General features: G+C 46.6%; 13 protein-coding genes and 1 riboswitch. Of the genes, 1 reads left to right on the top strand and 12 read right to left on the bottom strand.

The window, feature by feature from the left end; genetic code table 11:
- Nucleotides 1-8 precede the first annotated feature (8 nt).
- The 11 genes from MHB78_RS11335 to MHB78_RS11285 all read right to left on the bottom strand — a co-directional run bounded on the left by MHB78_RS11335 (nt 9) and on the right by MHB78_RS11285 (nt 13,681).
- A complete protein-coding gene (locus tag MHB78_RS11335; protein ID WP_046129632.1) occupies nt 9-3,575 on the bottom strand; it encodes a dynamin family protein in 3,567 nt (1,188 codons plus the stop codon).
- A 147-nt stretch (nt 3,576-3,722) separates the two neighbouring features.
- A protein-coding gene (locus MHB78_RS11330) for an IS3 family transposase (protein WP_099047013.1) occupies nt 3,723-5,083 on the bottom strand; the annotation gives its coding sequence in 2 pieces (ribosomal slippage) (nt 3,723-4,612 and nt 4,612-5,083; 1,362 coding nt in all).
- Between the two features lie 85 nt (nt 5,084-5,168).
- The gene (gene fbpC / locus MHB78_RS11325; protein WP_046130776.1) at nt 5,169-5,258 is read right to left on the bottom strand and encodes a Fur-regulated basic protein FbpC; all 90 of its coding nucleotides are present in this window, start codon (nt 5,256-5,258) and stop codon (nt 5,169-5,171) included.
- Between the two features lie 66 nt (nt 5,259-5,324).
- Nucleotides 5,325-5,834 carry an isoprenylcysteine carboxylmethyltransferase family protein gene (locus tag MHB78_RS11320; protein WP_046130777.1) on the bottom strand — a complete coding sequence of 170 codons (510 nt, stop codon included), beginning with the start codon at nt 5,832-5,834 and terminating at the stop codon, nt 5,325-5,327.
- A 1-nt stretch (nt 5,835) separates the two neighbouring features.
- Nucleotides 5,836-6,939: a 3-oxoacyl-[acyl-carrier-protein] synthase III C-terminal domain-containing protein gene (locus MHB78_RS11315; RefSeq protein ID WP_046130778.1), complete on the bottom strand. Its 1,104-nt coding sequence runs from the start codon at nt 6,937-6,939 to the stop codon at nt 5,836-5,838.
- 31 nt (nt 6,940-6,970) lie between these two features.
- Nucleotides 6,971-7,522 (bottom strand): GNAT family protein, encoded by a 552-nt coding sequence (locus MHB78_RS11310; RefSeq protein ID WP_046130779.1) that lies wholly within the window; start codon nt 7,520-7,522, stop codon nt 6,971-6,973.
- Nucleotides 7,523-7,614: 92 nt separating this feature from the next.
- Nucleotides 7,615-8,931, bottom strand: a complete 1,317-nt coding sequence (gene pbuX / locus MHB78_RS11305; RefSeq protein ID WP_046130780.1) for a xanthine permease PbuX — start codon at nt 8,929-8,931, stop codon at nt 7,615-7,617.
- Nucleotides 8,928-9,512, bottom strand: coding sequence for a xanthine phosphoribosyltransferase (xpt, locus tag MHB78_RS11300; RefSeq protein WP_046130781.1), 585 nt, complete (start codon nt 9,510-9,512; stop codon nt 8,928-8,930). The genes pbuX and xpt overlap by 4 nt, the downstream gene beginning before the upstream one ends.
- Nucleotides 9,513-9,606: 94 nt before the next feature.
- Nucleotides 9,607-9,706, bottom strand: a riboswitch (purine riboswitch).
- A gap of 136 nt (nt 9,707-9,842) precedes the next feature.
- Nucleotides 9,843-11,345, bottom strand: coding sequence for a carboxypeptidase M32 (locus tag MHB78_RS11295; protein WP_046130782.1), 1,503 nt, complete (start codon nt 11,343-11,345; stop codon nt 9,843-9,845).
- A gap of 121 nt (nt 11,346-11,466) precedes the next feature.
- Nucleotides 11,467-13,386, bottom strand: coding sequence for an ATP-dependent DNA helicase (locus MHB78_RS11290; RefSeq protein WP_046130783.1), 1,920 nt, complete (start codon nt 13,384-13,386; stop codon nt 11,467-11,469).
- A 118-nt stretch (nt 13,387-13,504) separates the two neighbouring features.
- On the bottom strand, nt 13,505-13,681 hold the full coding sequence (locus MHB78_RS11285) for a hypothetical protein (protein WP_099047050.1): 177 nt from the start codon (nt 13,679-13,681) through the stop codon (nt 13,505-13,507).
- Between the two features lie 211 nt (nt 13,682-13,892).
- On the opposite strand from MHB78_RS11285, the gene MHB78_RS11280 reads away from it, so the two are divergent.
- Nucleotides 13,893-14,408: a hypothetical protein gene (locus MHB78_RS11280; RefSeq protein WP_052948518.1), complete on the top strand. Its 516-nt coding sequence runs from the start codon at nt 13,893-13,895 to the stop codon at nt 14,406-14,408.
- A 123-nt stretch (nt 14,409-14,531) separates the two neighbouring features.
- Here the strand turns inward: MHB78_RS11280 and MHB78_RS11275 are convergent, their stop codons facing one another.
- Nucleotides 14,532-15,680 (bottom strand): class I SAM-dependent RNA methyltransferase, encoded by a 1,149-nt coding sequence (locus MHB78_RS11275; protein WP_046130784.1) that lies wholly within the window; start codon nt 15,678-15,680, stop codon nt 14,532-14,534.
- Between the last annotated feature and the right edge of the window lie 26 nt (nt 15,681-15,706).

Here is a 15,706-nt window from a genome sequence, read left to right as displayed (position 1 = left end):
GAATTAGGCTATTGCCGGATCGCCTGAAGCCATTCAGTCGCTAGAGCATATGCGGTTTCGATTCTTTCTTCGTCTGCTTTAGTAAATGGCTCGTGGAAATATGTTTCCTTTTGACCGGAAATTTGGCCCATAGCCTCCTTGAACAAACATTCCCCGAGGAGATCTGCCTGTTTTCGGATGCGGCTTAAAAATGTTTGTTTTTCATGCTCAATCCAGCCGTCCGTTATGGCAGAAAGCTTTGACGTAAGGGCCTCGATCAGCCTCGCCTTTCCGTTTTGCTGAAAAAATGCTTTCGGCGACTTGAATGCTTTCAGCTCTTCCTTAAATGCGCCTTCATCTGCCTCTGCCTCCCGGGGGTCATAGCAGTCAGATTCCGGCGGCTCCTCTTTGACATGGACCGAAAAATAGCGATTGCCGTCAAGTTTTTGCTGAAGCGCGCCTCCCCACTCTTCATCCGCATATTTGACCATCATGCCTGCGATCCTGATGTCGAGCGCTTTTAATTCCTGCAAGTATTCGAATGCGTACTCTTTCAGAGCCGTTTTCAAGGCTTTTTGCAGGTTGGCCTGCCAATCTCCGTTTTGCAGCCCCGGATGAATGGCCGATTTCAAGAGATCGTACGCATAAAAAGAAAGGCGCTGTCCGATATAATAAAACTGCTCTTCTATATCCTTTTCCGTCATTTGAAGCATAAAAGACCCGTCTCTTGTCTCTTCGATCGCCGAGCAAGCTGCCTTGTACGCTCCCGCGATTTCCTCTCTCTCCGCCTCCGCCTCTTTTGCAGATCGGTGCAGCGAACGGCGGAGCTGAAAAACCGCTTCGCAAAGCGCTTCGCCTTCAGATGCCAGCTGATCGACGGCAGATTTGGCCAATCCGTTTTCAATAAAGTCGCCGAGGTCTTTTCGTAAGCGGCTGAAATCGTTGAAGCCGGCGGGTGTTCCATCGAGCTCCTGTTTGCTTGAGACATGGTAAAGATGCGGATTTTGAATCCCTTCCTTTAACAGCTCTCCCTTTACATAGGATTCGACCGTTTCCAATTCTTCAGCGCTTCCCGCCAGATCTGCCGCGTTTAGAATAAAAAACATTTTATCCATGCCAAACGCGTCTTTGATCAGCCCGAGCTTCCGCAAGAATGACCGGTCCGCTTTTGAAAAGGAATGCTGATAATATGTTAAATAAAGGAGCGCATCCGCGTCTTTCATATACTGAAAAGCGAGTTCTGTATGCCGTTTATTCATGCTGCTCGCACCAGGCGTGTCAACAATCGTAATCCCCTTGTTCGTGACAGGCGTATGCAAATAAACGGTGACTTCGCGGACAGCGCAAGCCGTTTCTTCATCGGCGACATACGGTTTTAGCTCATCGGCGGATATCATGAATTCACCTTGATCGATGATATAGTGCTGAAAACGCCTGTACGCCTTCTGAAAATGTTCAACGATGATGCGCTCATCCTGCTGAAGATTTCCTTTTTTTAAGAGATGTTCCAGCTTTTCTGAAAAAGTTCGGCCTTTTGCACCAGACATCTTCCCGTCTAAAAGCTGGTCTAGTTCAGCGGCCATCTCCGTTTCTGTTTTAAAGGCCACTTCCGCCGTCCCGTCTTGTTTTGCGCCCGTCGGTTCGGTGATCTTGTTGATCGTCGCCGTCGTCGGCGTAGGGGAGGACGGAAGCACCTTCCTTCCGCAGAGGGCGTTTGCAAACGAAGACTTTCCGGCGCTGAACGCGCCAAACAGGGCCAATGTGAACCGTCTGGATTCGAGCCGTTTCGTTTTGGCGGCGAAAGCCTTCCTTTGCTTTTCCAAACTCGGAATATCCTCTAAATGACGGACAAGCCGCAAAAAGTAATCGATATAATCAGAAACGCTTCTTTCGGCTGTACTTGAAGGCCCTTGGGCCGCTTCTTGCCGAGGCGCCGGCTTGTTATCAGACCGCTTCATTTCGATCGGTTTTTGCAATTCTTTCTTTTCCTGTACATGCCAGTTTGCTTCCGGTTCTTCGCCCTTACCTCCGGTTTCCCAAAGATCCAAGAGGCGATTCGCTTTTTCACAGGCATTCTGCTGGGCGCTAAGCCGTTGATGCAATTCCGAAAGCTTCATTTTTTCCTCTTCATATTCGCGTTTCATCACCGTCAGCCGGCTCTCTTCCTTCTCAGCCAGGAGAGCCGTCAATTCTTCCGTGAGAGCCCGGGCGGCCGCCTTCGCTTTTCTCCTGATGCTTTCGGCGAGTTCTTTTGTATAGTTCAGCACATATTCCGGGGAAAGCGCCGCCCCTTTTTTCAGCGCTTTGACCAAAAGGGTCTCATCGACCTCTGCGAATTCGAGAACGCGGGAGAGAAAGTCGTCGCTGTTAAGGTCGAATCGATTTGAGAATGTTTTGAACGCTTCAATCATATGCCAGTCAATCTCTGCCTGAACCCTTTTTCTGACGTCCGCCAGAAAAGCTTCTTTTCTCCTTTCCTTTTCCTCAAGCGTTTTTGCTTTCGTGAAGAGAAAACCTTTTTTAAAGCTTTTTTCGTTTGATTCGAGGTACAGTTTGGCAAGTTCCCTCATGTCAAACGGTGTGAGATTTGCATTTTGGATGATCGTTTGGATTTCCTTTTTGACCTCTTCTTCCGCCCGCTTCCGGAGCGCTGCGGCTTCAGAAAGCCCTCTCTCAAGATCACGAACTTTTGCTTCCAGGGCAGCCGTTTCATCCGGGAGGGACGATTCTGTATCGCTGATCAGCATCTCTGTGTGCTCGTTGATCAGGCTGATGACTTTTTGTTCCGTATATGTCCGCAATTGCTGTTCCGTTCGGTGCTGAAGCCCGGACAGCTTATCGCGAAGCCGTTTGAATTCATTGAGCGGATGTTCGGCCTCTGTAACGGACGTAAAAAAGAGGTGATCTTCCCTGATCCCTTCTTTCAGAAGCATGTCAAGAACCTGGTTTTTATACGTCAGAAAAGGCGTTTCCGATTCATCGTGCCTGTCGATTTGATTGACGATGAAATATAAATTCGCTATTTTTCCCCGAATTGAGCGGAGAAAGTTCACGTTTTCTTCAGAATGGACATGGTTGTAATGCACGACATAAAACAGTGCGTCAGCCTGATGCAGAATGGATGATGCCGAAAGGAAGTGGGCATCGTCCGTAGAATCGATTCCAGGTGTATCGATTAAAACGGCATGAGGCGCAATCCCCGGAAAATCCCCTTCAATTTCTACCATTGCAATTTGGCTGCCGTCCTTGCAATACGCCTGCAATTTTTGTTTATCATAAGCGCCCTTGAACGATGCGTATCTTCCATCTGTCGTATGAAGCGCCGTATTCGCCTCTCCCCTCCTGACAAGGACAAGGTTGGCGCTTGTCGGAATCGGGCTTGTCGGTAAAACATCTTCTTGAAGCAGCGCGTTGAGCAAAGACGATTTCCCTGCTGAATAATGGCCGCATAAAGCGATATACACTTCCTTGCGGGCCCATTTTTGAATGACGGACGCAAGCTGTGCTGCCCGTTTCTCATCCCCGTTTTTCTTCAGCTCTTTGAAAACAGCGCCTGCCTTTCTCATCAGGTCGTCTTTCGTATTAAGTTGTGCCATTATTCCTACCCCTTTTTGCATGTTGTTTAACTTTAGCCCCTTTTCCCATTTTACACGACAATTCTGTATTTTTCTTCACAACGTAAAGAAAAACGAAAAAAGCCGCCAAAAATGAAGTGACCCCCAAAAGTTAGACAGCTTATTTTCTCAAGTAACATGACTGGCATGAATCCGGTATTGTACTGGGCTCATGCCTTTTAATTTTGCCTTGATCCGTTTGTGATTATAGTAATCGATATATGTTACGAGCTCTTGTTTAAAATGCTCGATGCTTTGAAATTCGTTGAAATGGATAAACTCTGATTTTAAAATACCAAAGAAACTTTCAATGACCGCGTTATCGTAACAGTTTCCCTTACGAGACATACTTTGAATAATATTTCGTTCCTTTAGGGCGTGGCGATACTGTTTCATTTGATAGTGCCAGCCCTGATCGGAGTGAATCAACAGATTTTCTTTATCTGTCAGCTGTTCAAATGATTTTTCCAACATCTCGGATACCAATGAATACGTTGGCCTGGATCCAATTGTATAAGCAATGATTTCGCCATTAAATAAATCAAGCATTGGCGATAAATAGAGCTTCTCCCCAAATAATTTAAATTCCGTGATATCTGTTACCCATTTCATCTTCGGCTTTTCCGCCTTGAAATTCCGCTCTAGCCTGTTTGGTGCCACCGTGCCGGTTTCTCCTTTATACGAACGGTATTTTTTCATCCGTACGAGACATTTCAACCCCAGTTCCTTCATGAGGCGATATATTTTTTTATGATTCATTTGATATCCCCGGTTTTTAAGCTCGTCGCGTATCCGGCGGTACCCGTAACGGCCTTTATGTTCATGATAAATCGATTGAATCAGTGTTTTTAATTTGGCATCTTTGTCTGGAAGACCGAAGGTTTTGACCCAGTAATAATACGTACTGCGCGGAATTCCAGCCAGTTTAAGCAGGGCTTTTACCGGAAATTCAGTCCTTAGTTCAAATACTACTTGGGCCTTTTCTTGTTTTGTAATTTTTCCTTGTTTTGAACTAAGGTATTCAACTTTTTTAAGTAGGCATTCTCCATTCGCAGACGTTCAATTTCAGCCTGCATGGCTTCCACTGATCCTTCTTGCGGTGTTTGTTTCTTCGTTCTTTTTTGATTTTTCTTTGTCATTGACGGCCGCCCCTTTTTCATCGGTTTTAGGGCATCGATTCCTCCGGTTTCGAACAGTTTCTGCCATTGAGCCACCGTAGAAGGTGCTTGAATATTGAAGATGGCGGCTGTTTCACGGATCGACGTCCCATTTTCGATCATATAGTGAAGTACCTTCAGTTTATCTTCTACAGAATAGGTTGTATAGAGTTTTTGAAACGCACTTTCTCCATGGTAATGGTATTTGCGAATCCATACCTGAAACACACCTGACGAAACACCGATCTCTCTGGCGATTGTTTTATGCCCTTCCCTACCCGCAAGATACCTTTTGACCGCTTGTATTTTTTCCTCAGCTGTAAATTTAGCCATAAAAAACTGCACCTCCGATTGTTAGATGGTGTCTAACAATTGGGGTGCAGTTCAAAACGGCAGCTTTCCATATCTGTATATCGATTTATGCAGAACGCTTCGAGATTCCTTTTAAAACAAATCCGATCATGAGACTGTATGTACACACAGCTCCGAGCAAAAAAAACATCGTCATCCGTCTTCCACCATCCTATAATGATAATGTTTTTCACATCCATTATAAATGAAATGATAATCATTTTCAATGGCATAATTCCTTCAGCGCTCGCTCCTCTTCACGAATGCGGATCAGAAGCAATACCGCGTTGCATATAGTGAAAACGACCGCGGTCACATATGCCTGAAAAAGCAGGGGAAGAAGGATCAATTCAAGCGCGACAGCCAAGTAGTTTGGATGTTTGATCCATTTGTAGGGCCCTTTCCGGATGAGGTTCGTCTCCGGAATCACCAAAATTTTTGTATTCCAGTATATCCCGAGCGAAAAGAGCGACCAGTAGCGCAGCCCTTGGGTGAGCACCAGCGCTGAAATCATCAGGATTAAAGCCGGGAACGGCTGAATGTTCCGATGAAAAACGGCCACTTCCGAAATGAGCGAAACGAAAAACAAAGCGTGCATCGCCACGATAAACGGATAGTGGCGCTTGCCGAATTCGACCGCTCCGCGTTTTTTGGCGTTTTTTTCATTCCGCTTCGCGACGGTTAATTCAATCAGCCGCTGAAAGATAAAAATGAACATGATCGTCCAAAACATATCATTCACTCTCTTTTTCCGTCCATTTCATGAAAAGAAGCTCTGACGAAAAACCCGGGCCCAGCGCTCCTAAAAGCCCGTGCTTCCCGCGTTTGGGGGTGACGGTTTCAAAACAATCTTTGATCACGTACATAATGGTTGCCGAAGACATATTGCCGTGCCTTGCCAATATCCGCCTTGAACATGCAAGGTGCTCTTCGGAAAAGCCGAGGCTGTCGATGTATGCATCAAGAACTTTCTTGCCGCCCGGATGAGCAAGAAACACTTGAATGTCGTCCAGTCCGGCGTTTTGCCCGTCGAGAAACGCTTCAACATCTTTTTTTAGGTGCGTCCTGATCAGTGACGGAATATCCCGGGAAAACACAACTTGAAAGCCGCTGTTGGTGATTTCCCAGCCCATGACATCTTCCGAATCTTTTAAAGTGGACGACTGAGAGCCCAGCAACTCGGGAAGGACGGAAAATGTCGAGCAGCTTGTGTCCGCTTCCTTGCCGCACATTAAAACGGCCGCAATCCCGTCTCCGAATAAAGACGTTCCGATCAAATTGCTTTTCGATTTATCGTCCTTTTGAAAGGTTAAACTGCACAGCTCTGCCGCTACTACCAGAACATGCGCCTTTGGAAAAGCTCTGCAGTATTCAAACGCCCGCGCGATTCCCGAAGCCCCTCCCGCACAGCCGAGGCCCCAGAGCGGAATGCGCTTTGTCAGTCTTGAGAAAGGGAGCATGTTCATCAGCCTCGCCTCAATGCTCGGTGTCGAGATGCCGGTGGAAGACACAAAAAAAATCGCTTCAATTGTTTCAAAAGGAACCTCGCTTTTCAAAAAACGCCGATCAGAAAGGCAATTCGTCACGGCTTCTGCACTGTGTTTGAGCGCCATCTCAACGTAAGCCCGATTTTTTTCTTCAAAGCTTTTCGCGCCTTTATACCATTCCAAAGGCATGACAAACTGCCTTGATTCGATCTCCCCGTTTTTGAATGAAGCTAACAGGCGGTCAATGTCTTTAAAGGAATCTTTAAACATCTCGCGCGCAAACCCGGCAGCTTGTTCTTGATTGACATGACAGCGGGGTATGCTCGTTCCCGCCGATAACAGATAAACCATGTTATCACCTCTTCCACCATGAAGCGTATACTCACGTGGCGTCCTGAAAAAAGAAAGCCATCAGCACTTCGTCATCAAACGCTCCATCCGCATGTATCTGTTCTTTTTGGATGCCTTCGACGACAAATCCGTTTTTCTTATATAGGGAAAAGGCCGCTTCATTTGAAACAAATACGGTCAGGCACAGTTTATGAAGCTGATGCAGCCTGCACCATTTCAATGTGTAAGACATGATTTCTTTGCCGATGCCGAGTCCCTGCACTTTCGGATGCAGCCATGTTCTAAAAAGTCCGGTATGCCGTTTCATCTGAAGCTCGCCGCGGATCACCCTTGCGATTCCGTACACCTTGCCGTCGATTTCGACGGCTGCGTACATATTATCCTTTTCATACATATCCTTGATAAAGGCGCGCTCCTCAAGAAGCGTGCGCGGCCTTTCTTTTTGTATGTAGACGCCGCTGTCAATCACAACGCGCACCGCTTCGATAATATCGGGGGCATCCGTCATCCTGACGGGGCGAATCACGGCCTGTCCGCCGTCTTTTGTGCGGATGTTTTTAACAAGCTCATGCTCTCTTTTCATCAGAAAAGCCTCCTCTTCTCAATTGTAGTATGTGTCATGATTAAGAAGAAAACACATCTGACCAAAAGAAAAACCCCACGGGATCGTGAGGTTTAGACGGCTGATTTTTCGCCGGGTACGGCTTCCGTGCGGTCTATCGGCTTTGCAAACGGATTGATATGGAAGATCGCATTCAAGATAATCGCGGTCAAGCTTCCCGCGACAATCCCGTTTTCGGTCAGCAGTTTGATGCTGTCCGGAAGATGCTGAAACATCTGCGGGACGACAGTCACACCGAGGCCGATCCCGACCGAGCATGCAACGATTAACAGGTTTTCCTGTTTTCCGAAGTCAACCCTGCTCAGCATTTTAATGCCGTAAGCGATAACCATTCCAAACATCGCCACCATTGCTCCGCCCAATACCGGTTTGGGAATGATCGTTGTCAGCGCGGCCGCTTTAGGAAAGAGCCCCAACAGGACGAGAAAAGCCCCCGCGGTTAGGATGACGCTGTTTTTCTTTATGCCTGTCAATTGAACAAGACCGACGTTCTGCGAATAAGCCGTGTACGGAAAAGCGTTGAAGATTCCGCCCAATAACACTGCAAGCCCTTCCGCCCTGTATCCTTTGGATAAATCCTTCTCCGTCAGCTTTTTGTCTGTTAAATCGCCCAATGCGAAGTAAACGCCTGTCGACTCTACAAGACTGACGATCAAGACGAGGGTCATCGTGATGACCGGAGTGACTTCAAATACAGGAGTTCCAAAATAGAAAGGATGGATCATCTGCACCCAGCCTGCATGCGACACTTCTGTAAAATCGACTTTTCCCATCAGACCGGCGGCGGCCGTTCCGGCAATAAGGCCGATCAAAATCGAAACTGACTTCATAAATCCTTTTGTAAAGCGGTTCAAAAGGACGATCACGAGAAGAACCGCAAATGCCAATGCGAGGTTTGACAGCGCCCCGAAATCCTTGCTCCCTTCACCGCCCGCCATGTTATTCATCGCGGTGGGAATCAGCGTAATCCCGATAACCGTCACAACGGAACCGGTTACGACCGGAGGGAAAAACCGGACGAGCTTTCCGAAGAAAAATGAAAGCAGTATGACGATCAGGCCGCCTGCGATAATGCTTCCGTAAATCGCCGGTATTCCGTATTTCGATGCGATCGCGATCATCGGGGAAACGGCTGTGAAGGTACATCCCAATACGACGGGCAACCCGATTCCGAAAAAGCGGTTTTTCCAAACTTGCAGCAATGTTGCGATCCCGCACATCAGAATATCGGCTGAGACGAGGTAGGTCAGCTGCTCAGGCGTCAGACCGAGCGCGTCTCCGACGATCAGGGGAACCATCACGGCTCCCGCATACATGGCCAGAACGTGCTGAATGCTTAATGAAACGGTTTTTCCGGCTGTCAGCTTCATGAACGAACCTCCTGTAAAAACGTGACCTTTCCGCCTTCAAGAGAGGCGATTCTCGCCAGGGATTCAACCCTGATTCCGAGACCGTCAAGCTCTTTTCTGCCGTTTTGAAACGATTTTTCGATGACGATTCCGATTCCTGCGGCCTTTGCACCGGCCTGTTCAATGATCGAGATAAGACCTTTGGCGGCTTGTCCATTCGCCAAAAAATCATCGATGACAAGCACATTGTCATCCTTTGAAAGGTGGCCGGCAGAGATGGCGATCGTACTTTCCGTTTTCTTTGTGAATGAATAGACAGATGCCGTTAGCAAATTGTCCTTAAGCGTAAGAGATTGGCGCTTTCTCGCAAAAACGACCGGAACGCCGAGTTTCAAGCCCGCCATGACGGCAGGCGCGATTCCGGAAGACTCGATCGTTACGATCTTTGTAATCCCTTCGCTGCCAAAAAGAGAGGCGAACTCTTCCCCGACAGCAAGCATCAACTCCGGATCGATTTGATGATTTAAAAAAGCATCGACCTTCAACACTTCATCGGATAAAACGGTACCTTCTTCTTCAATTTTTCGTTTAAGCAGTTCCATGCATACCCCTCCGTTATTCAATAAAAAAAGCATTGCCCGATAGAGCGGGCAATGCTGAAAAAGACGACAGCCATCTGCCTTGCGACAGACGTTCGTTTTGTTAGCGCCCACCCATAGTCGGACATTTACGGTGCCCGGTAGAAACTTGCGCGCCATATCCACGCGATTATATGAGTGATATAATGTATCAAATTATAGCAACTTTCTGTCTGAATGGAAAGACTAAAAACAAAAATTACGAACTCAAAGCACATATTTTTGATAGATCGTTCGTTTTTAACTGAAAATTCAGACTAAAAAATCCTTCCCATAAAATCGGGAAGGGTTTTTTTACAAATACAGCTTCGTATACTTTTCTTCCAAATAGCGGATTAAATAGCCGACATTCAGTTCTTCGCCTGTCGCGGCTTTCATGATCTCAAGCGGTTTTTTTCGTTTGCCGTGGACATGAACCCGTTCCGTCAGCCATTTTCTGATCGGCTGGAAATCTCCGCTTTCAATGAGCCGGTCAAATTCCGGAAGGTCTTCAAGCATTTTCGATTTCAGCTGGGCTGCATACATATATCCGAGCGCATACGAAGGAAAATAGCCGAAATCGCCGCCTGACCAATGAACGTCCTGCAAAATTCCTTTTGCATCGTCCGGAGGCGTGATCCCGAGATATGCTTCGTATTTTTCATTCCACATCTTCGGAAGGTCTTCAACCGATACCTCACCGCTGAAAATCGCTTTTTCGATTTCGTAGCGGATCATAATATGCAGCGGATATGTCAATTCATCCGCATCGATCCGGATGAAAGACGGCTTCGATTCATTTACGGCTCTGTAGAACGCGTCAGCCGTAATGCCTTGGAATTGTTCCGGGTTTGCTTCTTTCAACTTGAGAAAATACCGTTTCCAGAAGCTTTGGTGCCTGCCGATGAAGTTTTCGTAAAACAGCGACTGGGATTCATGAATCCCCATTGAAGCGCCTTCTGATAAATTCGTTCCGCTTAACGCTTCATCGATATTTTGTTCGTAAATGGCATGCCCGCATTCATGAATCGTTCCAAACAGCGCGGAACGGAAATCGGATTCATTAAATGCGGTGGTTACCCGTGCATCTCCCGGACTGATGGTGATCTGAAACGGATGCACGGTCTCATCAAGACGCCCTGCCTCAAAGTCGTAACCAAGCTCTTCTAAAAAGAAATGGCACAGTTCACGCTGCTTTTCTTTCGGAAAATGCTCTTGTACAAAGCGCGTATCCGTTTTTTTCCGGCTGCCTGCAATCTTTTGGACGAGCGGAACTATCGATTCCCGCAATTCGGAAAAAAGCGCATCAAGCGTTTCCACCGTCATGCCCGGCTCGTAAAAATCCAAAAGTGCATTATAAGGGTGGCCCTCATATCCCCAGTATGTAATAAACCGCTTTTTGAACTCGATGATTTTCTCCAAATATGGGGCGAACAGAGAAAAATCGGAAGCCTTTTTTGCTTCTTCCCAAACCGATTCCGCCTTGGATGTCAGCGTCGTATATTCTTTGAATTCATCTTCTGGAATTTTACTGTTTAATTCATAATCTTTTTTTGCTTCCTCGACCGCCTTTTGCGTATCAGGCGGCAATGTTTCATTTTGTGCGGACAAAGCATCCAGCAGCTCTTTCATCCGCTTTGACGTTCTCATTTGAAAAACGTCAGCCGATAATTGTCCGATCGCTTCAGAACGGTATTCCTCCCCTTTTTTCGGAGCGCCCGTTCTCATATCCCAATACATGACATTAACCGCTTGCTCATAATGGCTGATCTTCTTTAACATGTCTAAAAATTCTTTTTCATATGCAGTTACGCTCAAAACGATCCCCCTCTTCTGTAAATGATGCGAATTGTAATCAGACTAATGGAAATATTTACGAAAGTCAACTTTTATGCCCTTCTGCAAATAAAAAAAGAAAAGCGAAACAACCGCTTTTCTTTTAAACATAGGCCGGCTTCACGGGAAGCACTGCCTCAACCTCTTCTAATACATTCCATTCTTTAGAAGAGGCAGCATAAATGTGGATCGTCCCCTTGTCTTCATTGGAGCGGATCAGGCGCCCTACGCCCTGACGGAGCCTGAGCAGCATATATGGCAGCTCGACCTCGCGGAAGGCGTCTTTCACACCGCTCCGCTTCGCTTCAAAGACCGGATCGTGCGGGGGATAAGGAAGCGACCAAATGATGACGTTTTGAAGCGAAGCGCCAGGAATATCAAGCCCTTCCCACAGATGGACGGAGCAAAGAACAGATTCTTCAATGCTTTGGAATTTTTCCACGATCGTACTGATTTCTTCGTCTCCTTCGAAATATACGGGAAACGGCAAGTCTACGCCTCTGACCTGCTGCTTAAACGCCTCAAGCTCTTCAAAGGACGGGAACAGAACGAGGGATCTTCCGCCTTCCTGTTTCATGCTGCTGATCGCCGCTTTTCCCTTCTCCTTCGCTTCTGACATCCGGTGGATACATACTTTCATTTGTTCGTCATAATCGTAAGGCGAATCGACTGTGAGAGATAAATAATCGCGGATGCCGAGGCTTTTCGCCAAATAATCAAAAGAGCCGTTTTCCGATAATGTCGCTGATGAGAAGATGAACGGAATCTGTTTGGAAAATACCTTTTCTCCAAGGACTTCAGATACCGTCCGCGGCATCACCACAAATGTCGATTCAAGCTCTTTTTGCTCAAGCCAGCTGATCGCATTTTTCGTGTAGAGCGAAAGGGAATATGCCATTTGTTCGAGATATTCTTCGACGACTGTTAAAGCGTACTGGTCGATCGTGTACAGCTCGCCTTCAAAAACGAGCGCCTCGCCGATTTTTTCGAGCAGATCATAAAATTCGCCGGCCGCTTTTTTCACTTCGTTATGTTCCTTGATGTGCAAACGCTCTGACCCTTCAGCTTTTTCCGCATTTTCGGAAAGCAATTGGAAGAATTCATCGTTGACGCGCAGCGCCTCTTCGACGAGTTCTGCAAACTCTTCTCTGATATCATTGCCGATCAGGCGTTCCAGAAACATCTCCAAAGTCGATTGTTTTACCCTGTATGTCAGCGCTTTTTGCGCGGCGAATTCGAGCAGATGCCCCTCATCAAATACAACGGCGCTGTGCTCCGGCAAGAGCGGCAGCTGTCCTTCCCGTTTCCTGGCTTCTTCCGTCCAGACATGCTCCATGTAGAAGTCGTGGGAACAAATGATGAAGTCCGTCGATTTCCGGTAATGGTCCCTTGACAGCGTCAGTCCGCAGCGATGCCTCATATCACAGGTAAGGCAGTCCTGGAACGAATCGTACGCGATCTCGGCCCATTCGTCATTGGACAGTGACGGATATTCCTTTCTGTCACCGTATGGATAAAATGTCTGCATGCCTTGTGATTCATGGACGAATCCGGGCAGCGCCTCATAAAGATCGAGCCATTTTTCATCATCAGAGCGCTGCATCGTTTTCTCAAGCTTTTTCAGGCAGACGTATTGGTCATGGGACTTGCTGAGCCTCGCGTCAACAGTCAAGCCGAGGTGCTCGGATATTTTATGGATGTCCCCTTCTTTTTTCACCAGCTGTTCAATAAGCGTCTCATCCGCACAGGCGATGACCGCCGGTTTCCCCGTATACCTGGCATAGCTGAGCGCAAACAGAAGGTAGACAAGCGTTTTCCCTGTTCCTACGCCTGCTTCGGCAAACATGACCTTCTTTTCTTTAAATGCCCGTTCTAATTGAAAGGCCATGAAAATTTGCTCATCCCGCAAATCAAAGCCCTTTTCAGGAAGAATATCGTAAAACACATCACCGATCCAATTGTTAAGCTCTTCATAGAAATTTTTTGTTTTTGTTAAAGAAAAAGGCAGACGAGATGCTGTCACCCTGCTCCAACCCCCAACTATCGAGTTTTTCAGAACTTCTATGCTATCACTATGGGACTGGAAATTCAACAAGAAAGATTTGTGAAAAACGAAAAGGGGAACGAGAAGGGGCTATTTGTCACTTCCGGCGGATCGAATACGTCAAAAACGGATGGTCCGTCGATTCCATATGGCTGATCGCATTTTTAAGGTCTTCCTTTGCATATGTAATCTGTTCTCCGCCATCGTTGTCCAGTTCGCTGGATGACGTCTCAAGCGCTTTTTGAATCATGTCGAAATGCTCGCTGCTTAACATGAAATCACCTCTTTCAAAACGGAATAATCCCGAGTATATGCAGATTGATCATGTTTTATACAGACTCTTTATTTTCCTTCGGTTTCTTCCTCTGCGGCTCGTCTCGTCATTTGACAATGTGCGTTTGATCCAACGTATATACCCAATCTATTCCATTATTTCATCATATGTTGTATAGAATTTAAAATTTATAGACTGAGGTGGAAAGTTAATGTATTATTACACAACTGGAAAAAACCATGATTGGGATTACACCAAGTATGATCATGATTATGATCCTTACCGGAAACATTATGTTCCTTATGTGAGGGTATACCATGACGAGCCTTACAAAAAAAAGCACCATGACCATTGTAAGAAGGAATACTACTACCACTACTACAAGCCGTGCAAGAAACATGACGACCGCAAAAAGGAGTATTACGATTACGAGCCTTATGAGAAGCATCATGACCATAAGAAAGAGCACTATTGTTACGAGCCGTGCAAAAAGCACCGCGAGTACGAAAAAGAATATTACGACTACGAGACTTATGACCATAAGAAAGAGCACTATTATGACGATCCTTATGAGAAGCACTGCGATGATAAAAAGAAATACTACTACTATTGTGAGGCCTACAAAAAATACCATGAGCAGCCTAAAAAAGAATACGGCTACGATGAACCCTCTAAAACATACGATGAAAGCTCTTATAAAAAGAAAAACGATTCTTGGATTGTATAATGAATCGGTGTTTTCATGTGCGCTCAAATCATGCAGAGAGCGGACATCTCCGGTTTTCTTCATGTAAAAAACCCCGCTTCTAAAAGCGGGGTTTCCATTCGGCCTGTCCGGGATGGTGATAAGCTATTCGTTTTTAGGTTTTGGGGGTCTTTTTCCCCAATATTGATAATAATCCGTTTTGATAAAGCCGTTAAAGAGCTTTCGTTTTTTTGTCGCTTTTTTCCCGTAGCATTCTTCAAACCGTTCGTTTGATGTCAGCATATAGACGGACCATGTATCAAGGGCGGCAAACGTTTTGCCCATGTCCCTGTACATCTTTTCGACTTCTTCTTTTTCTCCGAGCCGTTCGCCGTACGGCGGGTTTCCGACGATGACGCCGTATTCTTCTTTTGTCGTGAAATCTTTGACCTGCATTTGTTTAAATTCGATTAAATCGCCCAGTCCCGCTTCTTCGGCATTCGCCTTAGCGATATCGATCATGCGGTGGTCAAGGTCATAGCCGTGAATGGACAAAGGCTGATCATAATTGGCCTTTTCCTCAACTTCAAGCCTTGCTTTGTTCCATACATCTTTGCCGATCCATTCCCATTGTTCAGATGCAAACTCCCTGTTAAACCCGGGGGCGATGTTTTGCCCGATCAGCGCAGCTTCAATCGGGATCGTACCCGAACCGCAAAACGGGTCAACAAACGGCCTGTCCGGCGTCCAGTTTGTCAGCAGGATCAGGGCGGCTGCAAGCGTTTCTTTTAATGGAGCTTCCCCCTGGCCTGCACGGTATCCCCTTTTATGCAAGCCGATTCCTGAAGTATCGAGCGTGATGGCAGCTTTGTCTTTCAAAAGCGAAATTTCAACCTTATACTCCGGACCCGTCTCCTCAAGCCACTCGTTACCTTTTCGGTATTGCGTTTTCAGTTTTTCGGCGATTGCTTTTTTCACGATGCGCTGGCAGTCAGGCACGCTTGCAAGTGTCGATTTCACCGATTTTCCCGTAACGGGAAACTTCGCGTTTTCCGGAATAAAGGAGCTCCAGTCAATCGCTTTCGTTTTTTCAAATAGTTCGTCAAACGTTTTCGCGGTGAATTCAGCGGCCTGGATCTTTACCCTGTCCGCCGTCCTCAGCCAAAGATTTGCCCTGCAGATGGCGAGAGCGTCTCCTTCAAACATCACTTTTCCGTTGTCGACCGTGCACTCATAGCCTAATCCGCGCACCTCTTTGGCGACGATCGCTTCGATTCCCATCGGGGCTGTTGCAATTAATTTAAAGGTTTTCATTGTATCACCTGTTTGTATGTATGTTT

The organism is Bacillus sp. FSL K6-0138, from assembly GCF_037982765.1.
Taxonomy (GTDB): domain Bacteria; phylum Bacillota; class Bacilli; order Bacillales; family Bacillaceae; genus Bacillus; species Bacillus glycinifermentans.
This window is presented reverse-complemented; position numbering and strand designations above follow the sequence as displayed.